General features: G+C 53.4%; 17 protein-coding genes and 1 other annotated feature. Of the genes, 7 read left to right on the plus strand and 10 right to left on the minus strand.

Annotation, left to right across the window (positions count from 1 at the left end):
- Window positions 1–618: 618 nt before the first annotated feature.
- The gene (serS, locus tag GN107_RS05800) at window positions 619–1,902 is read right to left on the minus strand and encodes a serine--tRNA ligase (protein ID WP_155287157.1); all 1,284 of its coding nucleotides are present in this window, start codon (window positions 1,900–1,902) and stop codon (window positions 619–621) included.
- A gap of 428 nt (window positions 1,903–2,330) precedes the next feature.
- Between serS and GN107_RS05805 the strand changes: the two genes are divergently transcribed.
- Both GN107_RS05805 and GN107_RS05810 read left to right on the plus strand, forming a co-directional pair.
- Window positions 2,331–2,969 (plus strand): deoxynucleoside kinase, encoded by a 639-nt coding sequence (locus tag GN107_RS05805; protein WP_155287156.1) that lies wholly within the window; start codon window positions 2,331–2,333, stop codon window positions 2,967–2,969.
- A 146-nt stretch (window positions 2,970–3,115) separates the two neighbouring features.
- Window positions 3,116–4,633 carry a helix-turn-helix domain-containing protein gene (locus tag GN107_RS05810; RefSeq protein WP_155287155.1) on the plus strand — a complete coding sequence of 506 codons (1,518 nt, stop codon included), beginning with the start codon at window positions 3,116–3,118 and terminating at the stop codon, window positions 4,631–4,633.
- A gap of 105 nt (window positions 4,634–4,738) precedes the next feature.
- Here the strand turns inward: GN107_RS05810 and GN107_RS05815 are convergent, their stop codons facing one another.
- A complete protein-coding gene (locus GN107_RS05815; protein ID WP_155287154.1) occupies window positions 4,739–5,293 on the minus strand; it encodes a hypothetical protein in 555 nt (184 codons plus the stop codon).
- 96 nt (window positions 5,294–5,389) lie between these two features.
- Complete coding sequence (locus GN107_RS05820; protein WP_196246284.1) at window positions 5,390–5,929, minus strand: GNAT family N-acetyltransferase; 540 nt, start codon at window positions 5,927–5,929, stop codon at window positions 5,390–5,392.
- 173 nt (window positions 5,930–6,102) lie between these two features.
- Between GN107_RS05820 and rpmG the strand changes: the two genes are divergently transcribed.
- A complete protein-coding gene (gene rpmG / locus GN107_RS05825; protein WP_155287152.1) occupies window positions 6,103–6,252 on the plus strand; it encodes a 50S ribosomal protein L33 in 150 nt (49 codons plus the stop codon).
- A 207-nt stretch (window positions 6,253–6,459) separates the two neighbouring features.
- Here the strand turns inward: rpmG and GN107_RS05830 are convergent, their stop codons facing one another.
- A complete protein-coding gene (locus tag GN107_RS05830; protein WP_155287151.1) occupies window positions 6,460–7,338 on the minus strand; it encodes an RluA family pseudouridine synthase in 879 nt (292 codons plus the stop codon).
- 216 nt (window positions 7,339–7,554) lie between these two features.
- Between GN107_RS05830 and GN107_RS05835 the strand changes: the two genes are divergently transcribed.
- Window positions 7,555–8,247 carry an N-acetylmannosamine-6-phosphate 2-epimerase gene (locus GN107_RS05835; RefSeq protein WP_155287150.1) on the plus strand — a complete coding sequence of 231 codons (693 nt, stop codon included), beginning with the start codon at window positions 7,555–7,557 and terminating at the stop codon, window positions 8,245–8,247.
- A 66-nt stretch (window positions 8,248–8,313) separates the two neighbouring features.
- Here GN107_RS05835 and GN107_RS05840 read toward each other — a convergent pair whose 3' ends face one another.
- The 3 genes from GN107_RS05840 to GN107_RS05850 form a co-directional block, all read right to left on the minus strand.
- Entirely contained in the window at window positions 8,314–9,759 is a 1,446-nt protein-coding gene (locus tag GN107_RS05840; RefSeq protein WP_155287149.1) for an amino acid permease, read from the minus strand.
- 418 nt (window positions 9,760–10,177) lie between these two features.
- Window positions 10,178–11,170 carry an aldo/keto reductase gene (locus GN107_RS05845; protein WP_155287148.1) on the minus strand — a complete coding sequence of 331 codons (993 nt, stop codon included), beginning with the start codon at window positions 11,168–11,170 and terminating at the stop codon, window positions 10,178–10,180.
- Window positions 11,171–11,240: 70 nt separating this feature from the next.
- Entirely contained in the window at window positions 11,241–12,113 is an 873-nt protein-coding gene (locus GN107_RS05850) for an ROK family protein (RefSeq protein ID WP_155287147.1), read from the minus strand.
- 203 nt (window positions 12,114–12,316) lie between these two features.
- Here GN107_RS05850 and GN107_RS05855 point away from each other — a divergent pair, with 203 nt between their 5' ends.
- Complete coding sequence (locus tag GN107_RS05855; protein ID WP_230678577.1) at window positions 12,317–13,063, plus strand: matrixin family metalloprotease; 747 nt, start codon at window positions 12,317–12,319, stop codon at window positions 13,061–13,063.
- Between the two features lie 193 nt (window positions 13,064–13,256).
- Window positions 13,257–13,499, plus strand: a binding site (T-box leader).
- A gap of 102 nt (window positions 13,500–13,601) precedes the next feature.
- Entirely contained in the window at window positions 13,602–14,609 is a 1,008-nt protein-coding gene (gene asnA, locus GN107_RS05860; RefSeq protein ID WP_155287146.1) for an aspartate--ammonia ligase, read from the plus strand.
- Between the two features lie 965 nt (window positions 14,610–15,574).
- Here asnA and GN107_RS05865 read toward each other — a convergent pair.
- The gene (locus tag GN107_RS05865) at window positions 15,575–16,429 is read right to left on the minus strand and encodes a patatin-like phospholipase family protein (RefSeq protein ID WP_155287145.1); all 855 of its coding nucleotides are present in this window, start codon (window positions 16,427–16,429) and stop codon (window positions 15,575–15,577) included.
- 118 nt (window positions 16,430–16,547) lie between these two features.
- Window positions 16,548–16,964 (minus strand): cytidine deaminase, encoded by a 417-nt coding sequence (locus GN107_RS05870; protein WP_155287144.1) that lies wholly within the window; start codon window positions 16,962–16,964, stop codon window positions 16,548–16,550.
- Between the two features lie 306 nt (window positions 16,965–17,270).
- Between GN107_RS05870 and msrA the strand changes: the two genes are divergently transcribed.
- A complete protein-coding gene (msrA, locus tag GN107_RS05875; protein WP_155287143.1) occupies window positions 17,271–18,107 on the plus strand; it encodes a peptide-methionine (S)-S-oxide reductase MsrA in 837 nt (278 codons plus the stop codon).
- Window positions 18,108–18,178: 71 nt separating this feature from the next.
- Here msrA and GN107_RS05880 read toward each other — a convergent pair whose 3' ends face one another.
- Entirely contained in the window at window positions 18,179–19,372 is a 1,194-nt protein-coding gene (locus GN107_RS05880; RefSeq protein ID WP_155287142.1) for an MFS transporter, read from the minus strand.
- Window positions 19,373–19,375: the final 3 nt, after the last annotated feature.

Consider the following 19,375-nt stretch of genomic DNA (forward strand, 5'->3'; position numbering starts at 1 on the left):
GTTTAATGTTTTAATTCTTCCTTCAGCAAAATGCTGAAGAACCTACATTTATACGAAACTTTGTTCAGTTTTCAAAGAACTATCAAAAGCAACTTTGATATAATATCATTTGTTGCTAAGTGTGTCAATAAAAACTTGAAATTATTATTGGCAACGCCTTTAAATTATCATTTGGGCAATCCGCTGAACGCACTGCCCTGCCGCGTTACTCACGTGACAACACAGAGTATATTACCAGCACATTTTGCGACCGTCAAGCACGTTTTTGCAAATGACGAACAATTTTGTCACAACTCAGGTCCAGATGCTCCGGCAAATATACACTTTATTGGTAAACAGTGCGCATCAGCCTTGAAAAGCTCCGCCCCCGCGAAACCAGTAAATTAGAGGCAAAAATCTTTAACTACTACGCAACTTTTGGGAACAACTATAATCCTATCACTTATAGCTGCAGAATGTGCAAAGCTAAAACCCATAAGTCCTCCAGTAGCGTGCAACAATTCGGAACTATCGACTGCCAGCAAAATCTACACGTTCAATCGGCCGGTCCGCCATACCATTGAACGCGGCGGACACAAAAAGGGAGCAGCATTTGCTGCTCCCTCAGAGAAAGTAGAATTAGTTTTCCTTGGTGATCACTTTCTGGCCACCCATGTATGGAACAAGAACATCGGGAATTGTCACAGTGCCGTCTTCATTCTGATAGTTTTCCAAAATGGCAGCCACGGTCCGGCCGACTGCGAGCCCAGAACCGTTGAGGGTGTGGACGAACTGCAGCTTACCGTCAGCGTCCCGGTAACGAATGTGCGCCCGCCGCGCTTGGAAGTCCGTGCAGTTACTGCAACTAGAAATTTCGCGGTAGGTGTTCTGTGCTGGGATCCAGACTTCAAGGTCATAGGTCTTCGCGGAAGTGAAACTAGCATCCCCCGTTGCAAGTGTGATGACATGGTATGGGAGGTTGAGCTTTTGCAGCAGATTTTCTGCATCGTGCGTCAACTTCTCCAGTTCCTGCCATGAATCTTCAGGCTTGGTCACTTTGACCATCTCGACCTTATTGAACTGGTGCATCCGGATGAGACCTCGAGTGTCGCGGCCGGCACTACCAGCTTCAGAACGGAAAGCTGGTGAAAGGGCAGTCACATTGATCGGCAGTTTGTCCGCGTCAACAATGGAATCACGGTAGTAGTTGACCAGTGGCACTTCGGCGGTTGGAATCAAGGTCAAGTCAATTCCTTCATTAGTGACGGTATAACTGTCGCCAACAAACTTAGGGAACTGGCCCGTGCCAAACATGGATTCATCATTAACTAGGTAAGGCGGCAGAACTTCTGTGTAGCCTTCAGCATAGTGCTGGTCCAGGAAGAAGTTGTATACGGCCCGTTCCAAACGCGCACCGGAACCACGGTAATAGACGAAACGACTGCCGGAAACCTTAGCCGCATTTTCAAAATCCAGGATGCCCAGGTCCTCGCCGACATCCCAGTGGGCCTTAGGAGTGAAACCGAAGTCGCGGATCTGCCCCCACTTACGCTCTTCACGGGCATCATTCTCATCTAGGGAAGCTGGAGCTGAGTCATCAGGGAAGTTAGGCAGACGCACAAGGATGTAGTTGACCTTCTCCTCGAGCTCCGCAACTACCTTGTCCAGCTTGCTGATTTCCTGGCCGACCTCGCGCATTGCGGTGATCTCAGCACTAGCGTCTTCCTTGTTCCGCTTCATCTTGGCAATAGCGGCAGAAACCTCGTTACGCTTAGCCTTCAAATCTTCAGTCTTGACGATGTTGTCCCGGCGCTGTTTGTCCAGTGCAAGCAGTTCATCGATTTCCTCAGCCTTAATGCCGCGACGGCTCAACTTATCTTTTGCCCAATCTGGGCGCTGACGAATCAGTTTCAAATCCAACATAATAATTCCTCCTAATTGTTTGTCTACCTATCTGCATGTATCTGAATGCACACAAAAAGCCCTTCATCCACATGGGACGAAAGGCTTGCTTTCCGCGGTACCACCCAAATTCACCATTACTGGTGCTCTCAAGCTGGGTAACGGTCAGTGCCGTGCGGCTCATCGCCGCCCACTTTAACGCTGGAATGCTGCAATGCCGGCTCACACCACTACTCCGGCTCTCTGAATTGCAAATAGGCGCTTTAGACGTGTTTGTTGTTGCCTATAAAATACCGCATCCCCCAATTAATTTCAAGCCGGATTCATACTATGTAAATAAAGCAAAATTTTGCAGGACGGCCAAATGCTGTACTGTTGATTTTTAGCCATACCACCAGTAGACTGGATAAGGAACTTTTGTCGATAAGAAATTAAGAGGAGCACACAACATGATTGTACTAGCAGGAACTATCGGGGCCGGTAAGACCAGTCTCACGCAGATGATTGCTGAACACTTGGGTACCAAGGCGTTTTACGAGTCTGTCGATGACAACAAGGTCTTACCACTTTTCTACCAGAATCCGAAGAAATACGCCTTTCTTCTTCAAATCTACTTTTTGAATAAGCGCTTCGACGAAATCAAGGCAGCGTTTGACAATGACAACAACGTGCTCGACCGTTCGATTTTCGAAGACCCCCTCTTGTTTAAGCTGAACGCCGACATGGGCCGCGCAACAACGACTGAGGTTAACGTATACAACGACCTGCTGGCCAACATGATGCAAGAGCTCCCCTTTGAAAGCCACCAGAAAGCTCCTGACCTGCTCATCCACATCCGGGTTTCCTTCGATACAATGCTGGAACGCATCCAAAAGCGCGGTCGGCCTTACGAACAAGTATCAACCAACCCCGACCTCTACGATTACTACAAACAGCTCAACAATCGCTATGAAGACTGGTACGCTAACTACAATGCTAGTCCCAAAATGCAAATTGATGGCGACTGCCTGAACTTCGTTGATGACGCGGCTGCCCGGGCCGAGGTATTAGGCATGGTTGACACCAAGATTGCAGAAATTCGCGCATAAGTGCGCAAAACGCATAATTAACCAAGCAAAATTAAGACAGACGGCCCTTGCGGATACGATATTTTTTCGTCAATATCGCTTCCGCAGGGGCCGTCTTTTGGTATACTAGCTTGAGATGCTCGTCACAGGTTTTGGGGGTAAAGTTAATGCTTTTCGAGAAAACATTTCTTGATAACGCGGACCTACAAAAGTTTGAGATGTACCGCGTGCTCAAGACGATTGATAACTATGGCTTCACCATCAACGACTTGAGTGTCAAGATGCACGTCTCCTACCAGCAGGCGTACAACATTTTCCGCGAAATGTTGACGGATATCGAACAGTTGACCGGTAAGAACACGCGGCTGAGCAAGAAGCGCGTCATGTCTCACGATAGCTTCCCGTCCTCAGTTGACGATTACCGCTTGTTTCTACTTGAGCAATCCGTGCAGTTTCAGTTCGTTGACTACCTAGTGCAGGCAACCAGCCTTAGCGTCGATAAGTTCTGCCAAGACCGCTTCATCTCCCGGTCCACTTTGACCCGGAAAACTGTTCCCCTGCGGCAAATGTTAGCAAAGTATGGAATTCAAATTTCATTCACCAAACCTGGTTTTGTCGGTGATGAACGCAAAATTCGTTACTTTCTCTTTGCTTTCTACTGGCTCGGCTTCCACGGTGTTCGCTGGCCGATTGCGGCAATTCAGCCGCAACAACTCAATTCGGCTTACCGTAACCTTGCCGATGACCCCCGCAGTCCCCTCGTCGGGCTGCAGGAAATGTTGTTCTGGGGTATCTGCCGGCTGCGGATCGTACGCGGTCACGTCCTGGAACCATGGGCTCGATACGACGAACTGTACGGGGCTGCGCCGGCCATGAACACCAACGTCTACAGTCAAAAGATGTTCCCGAAGTTAACCCCAATGCAGCGGCAAGCAGAATCACAGTTCTTCCGCTTCTACCAGCACAACCATTACCTGTTCACGCGGGTGCAAAACAACTGGTTGGAGACTTACGCCAACGTAATGAACCACGATAACGTTGTCCACCACTACATCGACCGCTTGACGGATTACCTGGAACAGTTCTGGCGCAAGGACGCCCAGCTCGCAATGAGCGACAATAGCTTGCTGGTCACCAACATGATCCGCGTTGCGGCGGGCTTTTACCTCTTCGATGGCGGTTTTCCGCAGATCATTGACTTTACCGATGAGAACCGCGTCACCTACCCCCACAGCAACATCTACCTGTGGCTCATCCAGTTCCATGAACAGCTGCCAGACACAGCAGAGTATGCTGTCTTCAAGGACAATGCAATCGACATGACCATGATTTATTGCTACCTGCTCGGTCCACAAGCCAAAATGTTCACGCCGAGTCAAACTGTCAACTGCAAGATCATGCTTGATGAAGTCAACCTGAACGTCCACCACGTAACAACCTTCCTGCAGTGCATGAGTTTCGCCCGTGTCATGCACCCAGACGAACCGCTAACTTCGGCCGACTTAATTCTGACCTGTGTGGATGACATTCCGCAGGTCGCAGAACAAGTCAAAGATGGCCAGACACTGGTTACATGGTATAACGACGCAACCGCGAGTGACTTCTACCAGCTTTACCTCACGATTAAGGGCATCACCTTCCGCAAGCTCGGCTTGCCGGAGACCTATGATGCCATCCGGATTTAACAAAAAACCGCTCTGGTCGGGAAAAACCCGGCCGCAGCGGCTTTTTGTTTATTGTAAAATAAAAAAGCCTCTCACGGGGTGAGACCAACTTATGCAATCAAAACATTAAGATTGCAGTGTTTTACTAATTTTGCCGATGCCGTGCTCCGCATCCATAATTGTGACCTTGAAGGTGAACTTCTCGAAGATGTGCACGATCTTGGCGAACTTCTCCTTATCGAAGGAGCTGATGTTACCATCAATTGTCCCGACACCCAACTTGTTAGCCAAGTTGAGCAAGGAGCGCAACGCTAACTGCGCAAGACCAAGATTCTGGTAATCAAAGAATGCTAGGCGGCTCTCACTGCCAAGAGTCTCCAGCACGGTAATGTGGATGACATCGTTCCACTGGTTCAGCTCAAAGAGCAGCTGGGCCTGGAAGTCAGCTTTCGAATGGCCGTACTTGTCGACGTTGGCATACGGTGTGTAGACAAAAATCGAACTTGTCCGTTCCTTTTGCCCCTCGTTCTTAAAGTCGGTGTACACGATGTACTGCGTGACTTTAGTCGCACCGTCCGCCATCGGCTTGTTCATGCTGGCAAGCACGGTGTACTGTGGATCGGCTTCAATTAGCGCCATGCGTTTGGCGTATAGCTGCGTATATTCCGTCTCTGATACCAATGCGTTGACCTCCAGAATCTTTGTTAAACAAAGTATAACATTAACTTAGTCTTAAAACGTCACAATTACGGGGCCTTTTTTACTGAAAACTTGCGATTAATGCTGCTTAAGCCAATCAGTTCGGTCTAAAAACTGTTCGCTAAGTGCGGTCTGGTGCTGTTGCAACGCTGGTGGCAGGTGGACACCACGAGTTGCTTCCCTAAAGCCAAATTTTTGCAGTAAGTGCAACGAAACCACGTTATCCACGTAAACATCCGCCTTGATTCGGGCAACCCCCTGCTTTTCAAAAGCCAGGCTTAGTATCCGCGCCAAGGCCGCCGTTGCGTAACCGTGACCCCAGAACTGCGGATCGAGTTCATAGCCGAGCTCCCGATGCTGTGGGTCATCTCCGCCATCTTCAGCGATTCGGTAATAGATGCCCACGTCACCGATCATCTGGCCACTTTCTGGAAGTACGATTGCATACATCTGGTCGCCGCCAACGAATTCCTGCAAACGGGTCCGCGCCGCCGCGACATTCAGGGGCGGAATGACCGCCGCGGGAACATATACCTCAGGTTGCTGCGTGTAATGCAGATAAGCTGCTGCATCCGTCAGTTCAATTGGCCGAACAATCACTAGTTCTTTCTTTAGCAATGATGACTTCCTCCTAATGGAACCTAACCGCTAGCATAGCAGAAAAGTACTGCAAACGCACTCATTGCAATTTGTCACAACAGCCCGTGCAAATTAGTCGCGTTCATCTTGACTTTCCAGCGGCATATTGTAAACTTAGTTAGTTACTAGAAAGAGAAAGTGGGGTGAATTAGATGCGTAACAATATTTTGCTTGCATGCGCCGAAACTGGCGAACGTATCTACCTGACTTCCAAGAACAAGCGCAATACTCCTGATAAGCTTTCTTTGAAGAAGTATTCGCCAAAGCTGCGCAAGCGCGTGGTTTTCACAGAAGTTAAGTAGAAACGAATCGCGGTACGCCGGCACATTTGCAGGTTGGTACCCGAATCGTACCGGAAACCGCCTCTCGGGGCGGCTTTTTTTGTACACAGAGCGCAAAATCACAGAGCGGAGCGGGGCGCTCAGCTTCTGCCCCGCGTAGCTCGACTCAGCACCGTAGGCTAGAATCTTTGCCCCGTGTAGCTCAAGCTAGAAACTCGTCACCGTACCCTAGACTTTCTCTTCCCCCACCAATTGCTTCATTGCTTCCGGTACTGGCAATTCCGCCGCCAGCTTGTGACCACTAAAGGGATCCACAAAGCTGAGTTTGGCTGCGACTAACGCCTGCTCGTGCAAAACGCTGGTATCGCCGCCATAGAGTTCATCCCCAACGAGTGGGTGCCCGCAGCTAGCCATATGGACGCGAATCTGGTGCGTCCGGCCGGTGCGCAAAGTGCACTCCAGCAAGGTGCAGTTTTGGCCGCGCTGCAGGACCCGATAATCGGTGCGAGCCTTCTTTCCTTCAAGAGTAACGGCCTGGCGAATCCCGTCCGCAGCCGGTGCTAAGGGCGCACTAATAACCCCACTCAGCTCGGGCATCTGCCCCCCCGCTAGCGCGTAATAGCGCTTGGTGACTACCTTGCTGACGCCGAGGCGGTCCAAACGTCCCTGCGCGAATGGGTGCTTGGCAATCAACATCAGACCGGTCGTGTCCCGATCCAGACGCGTGATGATTGCTGGCTGGGGCGCAGTGATGCCCGTCGCCAGCAAGTAATTAGCCGCACGGTTCAAGACGCTATCATCAGGGCTGCTCGGCCCGGGCACACTGCTCAGCCCGGCTGGCTTGTCCACAATGAGCCAGTTGGGATTATCCACAACGACTGCTAGCGGTGCCGCGCTTGGTACCACCGCGTCCTGCTCTGCAGCTGGGAGCACAAAGCTGACCCGCTGACCCGCGTGGACGGGAACATTGGCCACCGTTTCACCATCCAGCATGATCATTTTGGCGTCACGCAGGCGCATGAACAGGCGGTGACTGACACCATAGCGGTCCAGCACCCGCTTGACGGTTGAATCCTTGGTCACTTTGATTTCAAAGCTAAATAACATTCTTGCTTCCCCCATTCGTGCGTTAACTCACAACCAGCCGCGCAGTTTCATTTATCTATGCCTAATTTTACTACAGATTACGGGGCCCTACCGGTAACGATATTGATAATTGTTGAGCTAATGGCGTTCTTGCGTAACCGTTTACAATTTCCGCCGTGCATGCTACAGTCAATGAGGACTAGCAAAAGTGCAAACCAACGGGTGGAGGAATTTAGAATGGATAAAGAGCAGTTCAAGCACCAGATCAAGGGCGGCCTCATTGTATCGTGCCAGGCCTTACCGGGGGAACCAATGTATACCGAAGCTGGTGGCGTCATGCCCCTATTTGCAAAAGCCGCAGCGCAAGCCGGCGCACGCGGAATTCGGGCCAACTCGGTGCGCGACATCAAGGAAATCCAGGCCGCGGTCGACTTACCGATCATTGGCATCATCAAACGTGATTACAAACCAGAGTTGCCCTACATAACGGCCACGATGCGAGAAGTTGACGAGCTGGCGGAATGCAAGGTTGCGGTCATCGCCCTTGATTGCACCCTGCGCCCCCGCCACGACGGCCAGACGGTGAATGAGTTCATCGCCCAAGTCAAAGCCAAGTACCCCGACCAGTTATTCATGGCCGACATTTCCAATTTTGAGGAAGGCATGAACGCCTGGCAGGCCGGAATCGATTTTGTCGGCACCACGCTCAGCGGCTACACTGACGAGAGTGTGCAGCAGGCCGGCCCCGACTTAGCACTGATGCGGCAGTTGCAGGATGCCGGCGTCGATGTGCTTGCTGAGGGCCGCATCCACACGCCCGAGCAGGCCAAGGAGGTTCAGAGCCTCGGTGTTGCCGGCATCGTTGTCGGTGGGGCTATCACCCGGCCGCTAGAAATCGCCGGCCGTTTCGTCGCAGCACTCCAAAAATAAACTACAATCGAAAATGCGCCGCCACGATGAAGTTCAGTCGTGACGGCGCATTATTTTGCCAAAATCTTATTCGCGGTGCTTACTCAAGTCAACATCCTGCAGTTTGATTAGGTGCGTCTTGTGCTTAATTTTGTAATAGAGATACAGCCCGACGAACAGCGGAATCGAAGCGTAGGAAATGAGCAGCCGCTCCCAGGAGAAGTGGGCGACGGACGCGAAGCCCTGGCCCAAAATCACGATGACGCCCATGACGATTGCGAGCAAGGGTCCGAACGGGAACCATTTGGCGTGATACACCAATTCCTTCACGTGGTGGCCCTGCGCAATAAACGCCCGCCGGAAGCGGTAGTGCGACACCGCGATACCGAGCCAGGCGATGAACCCGGTCAGGCCGGAAGCCGTCACGAGTAGTTCGTAAACGTGCGGTCCCAAGATGCTCGTCAAGAAGGTCAGCGCACCCACGAAGCTCGTGAGTAGAAGCGCCGGCAGCGGAATCCCGCGGTCACTGGTTTTGCTGAAGATGCGCGGAGCAAAACCTGTCCCCCCCATCGCCCACAACATGCGCGTTGAAGCATACATTCCCGAGTTGGCCGAGGAAATGACTGAGGTCAGAATCACCGCGTTCATCAGGCTAGCCGCCCCCGCAAGACCGATGCGTCTGAAGACCAACGTGAAGGGCGAAATCGCCACGTCACTGGCACTGGCACCCAACAAGTTGGGGCTCATGTACGGAATGATCGCCGCAATGACCGCGATTGCCAGGATGTAGAACAAGAGGATTCGCCAAAATACTTCCTTGATGGCCTTAGGAATACTCTTTTCTGGGGTCGCCGACTCACCGGCCGTAATCCCGATCAGTTCCGTACCTTGGAAAGAAAAACCGGCGACAACGAATACAGACAAGGTTGCCGGCAAGCCGTTGTGGAACGGCGCATCACCAATCTGGTAATTCCGCAGGCCGATTGCCGGTCCGCCACCGAGAACACCCACGATTGTCAGAACACCCACGATCAGGAACACAATCACCGTCAGCACCTTGACCATTGAGAGCCAGTACTCGGTCTCCCCAAAGGCCTTGACCGAGGTGATGTTGATCAGGAAAATCAGCGCGAGAAAACCCAGGCTGAAAATCCACCCGGGGACATTCGGTAACCAAAAGTGCATCACGATGGCCGTAGTCGAGACGTCCACTGCGAGGGTGATGGCCCAGTTGAGCCAATAATTCCAGCCCAGTGCAAAACCCGCCGCCGGGTCCACAAAGCGGCTGGCGTACTCCGCAAACGAACCGGAAACCGGCATGAAGGTCGCCATCTCCCCCAGACTGGTCATCAGGAAATAAACCATGATGCCGATTCCTGCGTACGCGAGGATGGCCCCACCTGGTCCCGCGGTTGAGATGGCCGAACCGCTAGCCACGAATAGCCCGGTCCCGATACTGCCCCCGAGCGTGATCATCGACAGGTGCCGCGTCTTTAGCTCGCGCTTGACGCTGCCCCCCTCTTTTTCTGCCACAATTATTCACTCCTAAGCTGCGGGTACATAATTACCCATTGATTTCAGACGAATATGAACGGTCAGTAACTGCCGCAGTGTGACGTAAAATGCGATTAGTTGCGACTGTTCAAAGTACAATGATTCTTTTGTACCATAATCAATGTGGACTGTCTATCCAGTCCCATTATTGTCACAGCGTGTAACCGGGAGTGTCACAGATTAATCGCGAATCTGCATCAGAATCCTTAGAGTATATTAATCCAAACGAAAGTAGTGGCAGCCACCAACTCCTGAACGGAGTAGTGACTGCCACTGAGCCAACTAATTTTACTGGATTCACACCCGCAGCCGTGCGTCCTGCCGCTCGTTACGGCCGTGAAGACCAGAAAAAATAACCCCCAGTTGCTTAAACAGCTGGGGGTCACAGAAAGATCGGTTACTTCTTCAAAATTGCATCGATTTCGGCCAGCTCGTCGTCCGCGAACTGCAGGTTATCAGTGGCCTTGAGGTTATCCTCCAGGTGCTGCACACTCGTCGTACCAATGATCACACTGGTAACAACCGGCTTCCGCAGCAGCCAGGCGAGTGCCATCTGGGATAGCGTCTGGCCACGCTTGGCAGCAATCGCGTTCAACGCGTTGAGCTTGGCCACGACCACGTCCCGCCCCTGTGCGAGCGTACCGGTGTTGGTGCGGTGAATCTCAAAATCAGCAGGAATGCCGTGCAGGTAGCGGTCACTTAACAGCCCTTCAGACAGCGGGCCATACGCAATCAGCCCCACACCGGCTTTATCCAGAGTGTCCAGCAGCCCGGTGGTTTCAACGGAGCGGTTGAACATGTTGTAACTCATCTGGTTCAGAACCAGTGGCGTGCCAAGCTGCTTGAACAACTTGATTGCCGCCTGGGCCTGCGCGGTCTCAAAGTTAGAGATCCCGATGTATAAGGCCTTACCCTCCCGGACCACGTCATCCAAGGCGCGAACAGTTTCGGCAAGTGGCGTTTCGTCATCAAAACGGTGAGCGTACAGCACGTCGACGTAATCTGTCTGGAGCCGCTGCAGCGAACCGTCAATCCCCTGCAGGATCGACTTGCGGGAAGTCCCGTTGCCAAACGGACCATCGTGGATCTCGTAACCAATTTTGGTCGAAACAACAACTTCATCCCGGTACGGTTTCAGGTCGCTGGCGAGGATCTGCCCGAGCAACTGTTCACTGGAGCCATAGTACGGCGTCCCGTAGTGGTCAGCAACGTCAAAGTGATACATGCCGTGGTCAAAAGCGGCCAAAATTACCTTGCGGCGGTCAGCGAATGGATCCGCGGCGCTGTAGTGGCGCCACAAGCCCAGCGAAACTGGCGGCAGCACCAAACCACTATTACCCGCGTGGCGCAGTGGCAAGTGGCCATAACGATCATCATTTGCTTTATACATAGTATTCATACCCCTTCGTTCAAATTAAATAATGTTCCCAGTTCAGTTTAACATGTTGTGCACTGGTGAACTAAGCCAGGAGATTTTGGGCCAGTGCGGCATCACCGACCGTTGCGGAGCCGTTATCCGGCACCTGACTGCGCACGATCAGCTCATCCAAGGCTGGGTGCTGAACGTAGCCGTTGTTCAGCTGGGCGAAGTATTTGCGAATCTTGGGCAGCTCGGCGTCACTCAGCACACTGCCACCGAACACGATGCGCGCCGGCGCAAGGTTGACGTAGGCACTGTAGGCCATCTGGGCGGCATAGTAGCTGATGTAGTCGAAGACCGGATTGCTCCGGTCCAGCTTTTCACCCGGAATCCCGGTCCGCGCCTCAATCGTCGGCCCGGCCGCCATGCCTTCAAAGCAGCGGTTGCCGTGGAATGGGCACAAGCCAGCAAAATCATCGTCAGGATGCGCAATGACCGGCGCGTGCCCCATTTCACTGTGGGCAACGCCACCGATAAACTGACCATTTTGAATCGCCCCACCGCCAATGCCAGTCCCAATCGTGAAGTAAACTAGCGAGTTCACACCGCGACCGGCACCGAACTTGTACTCGCCATAGGCAGAGGCGTTGACGTCAGTCGTGAAGGCAATGGGGATGTCGAGGGCGGCGCGCAGCGGATCCAGTACGTCGGTATCGGCCCAACCCTGTTTTGGCGTCTTCAAAATGTGCCCATACGTGGGTGAATCCGGCATGATGTCGATGGGACCAAAGGAGCCGATGCCCAGCGCGGCAACTGGGTGGGCCATGAAGAATTCGATCGCAGCGGCTAATGTGTCCTCCGGGGTGGTCGTCGGCACCCGCTTGCGCAGTAATACATTGTAATCACCATCGGTCACGGCGAGCACGAACTTGGTGCCCCCAGCTTCAATACTTCCCAAACGAATCTCACTCATAAATGTGCCTCCAAAATTATAATTAGATTGTTATCGCTTACACTGATTGTAACCCGCAATCAATTTTGAAAACAGCCTGCATGCTCACTATTTGCCTGCGCGCTGCTTAGCGATTTATTAAGTCGCACTACGGTTACACATGCATCTGACTGCGGGCGGTATAATGATTTTAATTCTGGACTTACCGAAAGGAGGGCTGCCCCGTGCGCCGCTTGAACAATTTGCTCACCGTACTTTTCGTCGTCATTGCGTTGCTGCTGCTAAACGGAACGAGCCGGCACTACATCGGCGCGCACCTCCCACCCGCCGTACGCAGCAACCTCAACGCGCGCTGGCAGAATTTTCAGGCCGAGCTGACCACAGCGGTTACGCGCTTTACGGACATCACCCCGGCCACCGAATCCGGAACCACCAGTACTAGCGCTAGCATTGGCAGCAGTCAAAGCACCAGCGACAGCAGCGCTGCCACCCCTGAGGAAAGCATCATTCAAAACGTCTCACTGGCGAACACTTACTATTACCACTACGCCGCGGGCACCCCGAATTCAGTCCACAAAGTGTTTGCAGCCGCGATTGCGACTTACAACCGCACCGGCATCGTCAAGCTGGTCCCGGGCAGCGGCCAGGACGGCGACAATCAGATCAGCATCAGCACTTATTCTAAAAACGAGGGCAACCCGGACTATAATGCCATTGAACTTGGTATCGGTGGGCCGACAATCATCACGAGCGCACTGTATGCCCGCGGCGCCGTCAACCACGCGAACGCCAAGCTGAACGTTTACTACCCGCAAGCGATCCGCGAATCAGTCGCCCTGCACGAACTAGGCCACGCGCTGGGGCTAGACCACAGCCCGAGCCGCAGTTCCGTGATGTACCCCGAAGATCAGGGCCACACGAGCTTGGCCCCGGCGGACATCACCGCCCTGCGCAAAATTTACCAGCAGTAGCCTCAAGATTAGAGCTTTTATAATTTAGCCTCTGGATAATAAACTGAATATGGCTGTGCACAAAAAAGTTTTGACCGTCAAAATGCCTTCGCGGCGCCTTTTAGGCGGCTGAGCAGCTGCATGCTATTCAATTTTTTTGCAATTTGCTGTTCACAAGCTAAGAAATGCATGCTAGTATACTGGCATACATTAAAAAAAGGCGAGAAGCAAGACGAGTAGGACGGTCATCCTAACAGTGAATTGAGGCTAGTGGAAACTCAATCAGGCCCTGACCATTTCGAAAAACCCTTGCTTATGCTGCTAACCCAAATGGCCCTGCCAGAGTAGGCTTAGACGTCACACTACGTTATCAGTGCCGGAGTATGTTAGTACTCTATGAGGTGGTTTATTTACGATAAACAATTTGGGTGGTACCGCGAAGTCTTTCGTCCCTTTTATTAAGGGGCGGAAGACTTTTTTTGTCCGCTAAACGCCGCAATCAGGCGGTCCCGAATACCTCGATGTCCGTAACTAAGTGCAACCACAGGAGGATTTACTTATGCAACTCACAATTCCAGAAGATTACGACCCAAAGCTTTCCGTTCGCGAAACCCAAGAAGCAATTCGCTACATTCGCGAAACGTTCCAAGATGAATTCGGCAAGCAGATGACCCTGTCCCGGGTTTCCGCACCAATGATGCTCGAAAAAGGCACCGGCCTGAACGACAACCTGAACGGCTTCGAACAGCCGGTTTCCTTCACCATGCAGGAAATGCCTGGCAAGACCATTGAAATCGTCCACTCCCTCGCTAAGTGGAAGCGCTGGGCCCTCAAGCATTTTGACTTCAAAATGCACACCGGCCTCTATACCAACATGAACGCCATTCGTAAGGACGAAGAACTGGACAACATCCACTCCATCTACGTTGACCAGTGGGATTGGGAAAAGGTCATCAGCAAGGACGAGCGCACCAAGGAAACTCTTGAAGCAACCGTTAAGCAGATCTTCAAAGTCCTCAAACACATGGAACACGAAGTTTGGTACAAGTACCCTAAGGCCGTTTACCACTTGCCTGACGAAATCCACTTCGTTACCACCCAAGAACTCGAAGACCGCTGGCCAGATTACACGCCAAAAGAGCGTGAAGACGCCATCTGTAAGGAACTCGGTTGTGTCTTCCTTGAACAGATTGGTGGCAAAATGAAGAGTGGCCAGATTCACGACGGCCGCGCCGCTGACTACGATGACTGGAAGCTAAACGGTGACATCCTCTTCTGGTACACCCCACTCCAGAAGGCCCTCGAAATCTCCAGCATGGGCATCCGGGTCGACGCCAAGGCGATGGCTGAACAGCTCAAGGAAGCAGGCCAGGAAGACCGGCTCCAGCTGCCATACCACAAGGCCATCATGAGCGAAGACCTCCCCTTCACCATCGGCGGTGGGATCGGTCAGTCCCGCGTCTGCATGTTGCTGCTGGGTAAGGCCCACGTCGGCGAAGTCCAGGCCAGCGTTTGGCCACAGGACATGCTCGACAAGTGTGCGGCTGCTGGCATCCACATCCTGTAAGCATTAGCTCCGCGATTAAATGAACGATTAAATGTGCAAAAGGAGGCTTGGTCCCGTGATGGGGTCAAGCCTCCTTTTGTGTTTTTAGGGTGGCTACTGACTCGCCGGGAGGGACGCAGCTTCTTCCGGGCGGAGGGCGCATTTTCCGTCCGCTACACTGGCGGTAGTGACAGACAGGCATGCTGGGGCGCGGCTCCAGGCTTGACCAAACCCGGGTCAAGTCTTCCGCCTTAGCTCCGAGCCCGCCGTGTTTTCCCAACACCACCGGTAAACTCGCAGTACTTCTTTAATCTTTCTTAGCGGTCTCTACGCTATCCCCGAATATTGAAGGCAGTAGCCTTGCAAAGCCCGCAAGACTATTACCTTCAATATTCGTTTCAGCATGGTCACTACCGCCAGTTTTGCTCCCGGAAAAGGCGCCCGCCGCCCTACATACCCGTTCCTACGCCTACCTAAACGGGACGTTTATGCGACCCTGCAGTTAAATATACCTATTTTCTGACTACTTCAGTTTACCTCTAGCAATTTGAATCTCCGGCGTTCCTAGGGGAGTACAACAGCGGACCGTGTGAATGGTCGACGATAGTTTCAGTTCACAGTGTGCTGTAAACACACTAGTTGGTTGGCTGGCCTAATCCACCACCTACTGACGAGAAGGCCAATGTAGCCGGGAGGGGCGCCGCTGCGTAGCGGAATATATGCCGCGTAAAGCCCAAACAGTTGTTAAGCAGTGGGTTTCTGCTTAACAACTGGGGGTGATTTTGGGACCGCGACTGAGCAACGCGAAGGCGGCCCCAAAATTAGGCGGCAGCCCAGCGAAGCTAGGCGTGAGCCGGCCCCGGGCTGTCCCACGCGAAAGCATATATGTAACGGAGCAGCGGTGCCCCTCCCCGCGGCCTTGTCCTAGCCCCCCGGGAGCTAAGCAACAAAAATGGGCCCCTCCAACTGGAGAAGGCCCATCCAAACTAATTTTCCAAGTAAATCCGCATCGCGTGCAGGTTCTGCTTCATGTCCTGAACGCCCAAGTCATGCAGTGCCGCCAGCTTCTCGGTATTGCCCTCGATGCGGCCAACGTTGACTGGATCTGCCGGAGCCACGGTGAACACCCGCCCCATCTTTTCCAGCTTCTGCAACTGCTGTGCCTGGTGGTTATACATCTCCGGCCGCCCGACCGCTGACACCACGAACTGTGGGTGCGCGGCAAAAGCGTGCTCGTATGCGCGCCGCAGCAGTGGTGACGTTGGTGACTTGCGGTACTCCCGGTTGCGGGTCCGCACAACCACAATTTTGTCATAACCAAGCAGTTGCGCGTAAGCGTAAGGAATCGAATCAGCGATACCCCCGTCTAGGCACAGGCCCTGACTGGTCCGCTTGGGCGCTGACAGGAAGGGCATTGATGAGGACGCCTTGAGCACATTCTTCATCTCGGGCCCAACCGGCCGGTCAAAGTAAACCGCCTGCCCCGACTCAATCGCCGTCGCCACCACCACAAAGTTCATTGGTGAATTGCGATATGTATCTTCATCAAAATCCTGCCAACCAGAACCGTGGTGTGCGAACAGGTAATCGAGGTTGATAATGTCCTGCCGCCGCAGCGCGCGCCGGGCGGAAATGTACCGACTGTCATGCCGGTAGTTAACGTTGATGTCGTTAGTCCGTCCAATCTGCTGGGAAACATAATTCACCCCGCAGAGCGCACCTGCCGACACCCCGATTACAGTCTCAAACATCGCGCCGTCTTGCATGAGGGTGTCCAGAACACCGGCAGTATACTGCCCGCGCATGGCCCCACCTTCGAGTACTAATGCTGCTTTGTACATTTTGCGCCTCCAAACCGACTACTTCACAGTCTAAATTACCGCCTAATGCTTTAAAGATAGCACAAGCCTGCCGTCTTGGCACCTGCCGCACCTGATTCATTCGCAGGGTGACTAGTGACTACACTTCAGGAAATGCCCGGAGCCAGTGATACGGCTGAAGTGTTGCCAGGGGTACATAACGCAACTGGTCAGGTTGTTCCGGGACGGTCACGGCACATTGCACGTCCGGGCCCCAAAGGCTAAGCCGCTCTTGGCAGATTCCGCATGGTGTCAGTATGTGCACCGGTGCGGTCTCGTCTTCCCGCACGAGGCAGATGGTGTGCGTCACTGCCACGTTCCGCTTAGCCGCCTCAAGAATCGCGCCGAGCTCCATGCAGACACTAGAAGCTTCGTTGGGAAAATCCAAGGAAATGCTGGTTAGAATCGTTCCGTCGGCTAGGCGGACCCCAGCGACACCACCCCAGCCCTTAGGATAGCGGCTGTTTAGAAATTGATTGGTTCGTTGGTACAACTCTGCACCGTAATCTTGTGGCATTTTGCTTACTCCTTCGTCCTTAAATGATTCTTAATTATACCATTTGCTGAAAGCTGTCAACTATAGTCGTAATTACATCTAAGTGCAGGCCCGCATTTTATCAGCATTATTCCGGTCTAGACCGTGATCAAGGCAGGGTAGTAAGTACCGGTCACCCCAAAATTCTTTTACTGATTTCTGCAAATATGACGGTGGTTTGTGGGAACCAGCGTGCATACCAAAGCCGCTATGCTTACTTTCAGTTAGTGAGATGCTATAATTAACTTAGTAAGCACCCACTAACAACCACAGAAATGGAGGCAGGCCATGACCACCTTGGACCAGCTTTACGCGCTCGTGCTCAATCCGGCAACCCGCACGTGGGAACGGGAACAATTGCTCACCGCGAAGGCCAAAATCGAAACGGGTGGCAGTGTCGCAGCGGCGCTGGACGAACTGATCGGCGTGCTGCGGCCCCTCGCCCTCCGCGATAACCTGACCGCGGACGTCGCTGACTTTTACATGGCGCAAACCGGCGACCCGGCCGGAGAGGCGCGCTTTGATTACGCCGCGGCGAACGCCCCGCTGGCCCCCAATGAAGAGCGGGCAATTTTTGCTGGCGGCTGTTTCTGGTGCATGGTCGAACCATTTGAGCAGCGCCCAGGAATCATCAGCGTCGTGTCCGGCTACACCGGCGGGCACGTGGAGCACCCCACTTACGAACAAGTGACTGGGGGCAGCACGGGTCACGTTGAAGCGGTCGCAATTACTTTTGACACCACCATCGTTAGCTATGAGGAACTGCTCACCCTCTTCTGGCAGATCAGCGACCCAACGGATGATCAGGGCCAATTCCTGGACCGCGGACCGCAGTACCGGCCGGTCATCTTCACCAGCAGTCCCACCCAACGCGCGGCGGCCATTGCCAGCAAGCAGGCGCTGGCGGCTAGTGGCAAGTATCGCAAGCCGATTGTAACCGCCATTATGGATGCCAGCACCTTTTGGCCGGCGGAAAACTACCACCAGCAGTTCTATCAGAAGCATCCCCGGCGGTACCGCGACATGCGCCGCAGCCACGCGCGCTACCTGTTCTGGCTACGGCTAAGCGGCAAGTGGCAACGTCTGCGCCACCGCGGTGACCGGGTACGGAACGAAATCAATTAAAAAGCGCTACTAACTTAGCCTCTACAGACCAAGCCAGTAACGCTAAGCAGCGAATATTAAGTTAATTTTGCTTACGCGTTGGCCGCGGCTGCGCCCAGTTGCCTGCGGTAGATAAGGTAAACCAGCGCGGTGATTGGTAGAATCACCAGAATCGCCGGGTAGAACAGGCGATAAGGCAGAAAGTCGAAGAGCACCCCGCCGATGATCGGCCCCAGCACCATGCCGGTATCCATGCCGATGTAGAAGGTGCTGTTCGCTAGCCCCTGCTCTGCCATCGGTGCGAGCAGCAGTGCGGTCGATTGACAGACAGAATACATCAGCCCGTAGCCCCCGGCCAAGCCCGCCGCGGCGAGGAGCAGCAGCCAGTTGTTGTAAAGGAAAGTCAGGCCGATGATGCCCGCGAACTCGCAGATAATTCCGGCAAGCAGGAACCACTTGAAAGCCACCCGGTCAAAATAATCCTTGAGGGCGATCCGCATCAGTAGCAAGATGATTGCGTACACGATGAAGAAACTGCCCACGGCGACGTGCAGGTGCCGCGCCGCCACGTACTCAACAATGTAGGATTGCGTTGCAAAGTAAGGAATCGATAGCAGCATAATGATGATTGCCACGGGCACCACTTTTGGTTGCACGATGCGGAACTTTTGCTTGGCCACGGGCTTCTTGACCAAGGGCTCGCCCCGGTTCACGACGAACTGGACGAGGATGACCAAGGTGCCACTGAACACCGTTGCACAGAGGAAAGCCGCCCGGTAGCTGAAATGCGAGTACACGTAGATTCCTAGTGCCGGCGCAACGGCCATCCCCAAGGCGTTCATCATGCCATAGTAGCCCATCCCCGTGCCGACGCGGTTGCGCGGGAGCAAGCCAGACAGCCAGGTGGCCATGCAGACGGAGCACAGCGCGAAGCCCACCCCGTTAGTGATCCGGAAAATCACAACCATCCACGGTGCAACCGCGAGCGCATAACCGATTCCGGAAATGAAGAGCAGGACGCCACCGGCAAAAGCCAACTTGTACTTGGAGATGCGGTCGGTGAGCTGACCCGCAAAGGGCCGGCAGACCAGCGAGACGAGGTTCATCATCGCCGCAATGAGCCCCGCAGTCAGCGCACTGGCCCCGATGCTACGGGTGAAACCCACGATCAAGGGGTTGATCAGCATTGAAGCGGACATGTAACTAAAGGCTCCGAACAGGATCAGGATAGTGTCGCGCGTAAATAATTTAGTTGTTTGCGGGTGTTGCGCAGTGTTTTCACTCATGCT

The organism is Lacticaseibacillus zhaodongensis, assembly GCF_009687905.1.
GTDB classification, from domain to species: Bacteria; Bacillota; Bacilli; order Lactobacillales; family Lactobacillaceae; genus Lacticaseibacillus; species Lacticaseibacillus zhaodongensis.

Coding starts and splice junctions, on each gene's coding strand:
- GN107_RS05835 (WP_155287150.1), top strand. CDS start 7,555: ATGGATAAAGAGCAGTTCAAGCACCAGATCAAGGGCGGCCTCATTGTA.
- GN107_RS05865 (WP_155287145.1), bottom strand. CDS start 16,429: ATGTACAAAGCAGCATTAGTACTCGAAGGTGGGGCCATGCGCGGGCAG.
- rpmG (WP_155287152.1), top strand. CDS start 6,103: ATGCGTAACAATATTTTGCTTGCATGCGCCGAAACTGGCGAACGTATC.
- GN107_RS05845 (WP_155287148.1), bottom strand. CDS start 11,170: ATGTATAAAGCAAATGATGATCGTTATGGCCACTTGCCACTGCGCCAC.
- GN107_RS05810 (WP_155287155.1), top strand. CDS start 3,116: ATGCTTTTCGAGAAAACATTTCTTGATAACGCGGACCTACAAAAGTTT.
- GN107_RS05830 (WP_155287151.1), bottom strand. CDS start 7,338: ATGTTATTTAGCTTTGAAATCAAAGTGACCAAGGATTCAACCGTCAAG.
- serS (WP_155287157.1), bottom strand. CDS start 1,902: ATGTTGGATTTGAAACTGATTCGTCAGCGCCCAGATTGGGCAAAAGAT.
- GN107_RS05870 (WP_155287144.1), bottom strand. CDS start 16,964: ATGCCACAAGATTACGGTGCAGAGTTGTACCAACGAACCAATCAATTT.
- GN107_RS05880 (WP_155287142.1), bottom strand. CDS start 19,372: ATGAGTGAAAACACTGCGCAACACCCGCAAACAACTAAATTATTTACG.
- msrA (WP_155287143.1), top strand. CDS start 17,271: ATGACCACCTTGGACCAGCTTTACGCGCTCGTGCTCAATCCGGCAACC.
- GN107_RS05850 (WP_155287147.1), bottom strand. CDS start 12,113: ATGAGTGAGATTCGTTTGGGAAGTATTGAAGCTGGGGGCACCAAGTTC.
- GN107_RS05805 (WP_155287156.1), top strand. CDS start 2,331: ATGATTGTACTAGCAGGAACTATCGGGGCCGGTAAGACCAGTCTCACG.
- asnA (WP_155287146.1), top strand. CDS start 13,602: ATGCAACTCACAATTCCAGAAGATTACGACCCAAAGCTTTCCGTTCGC.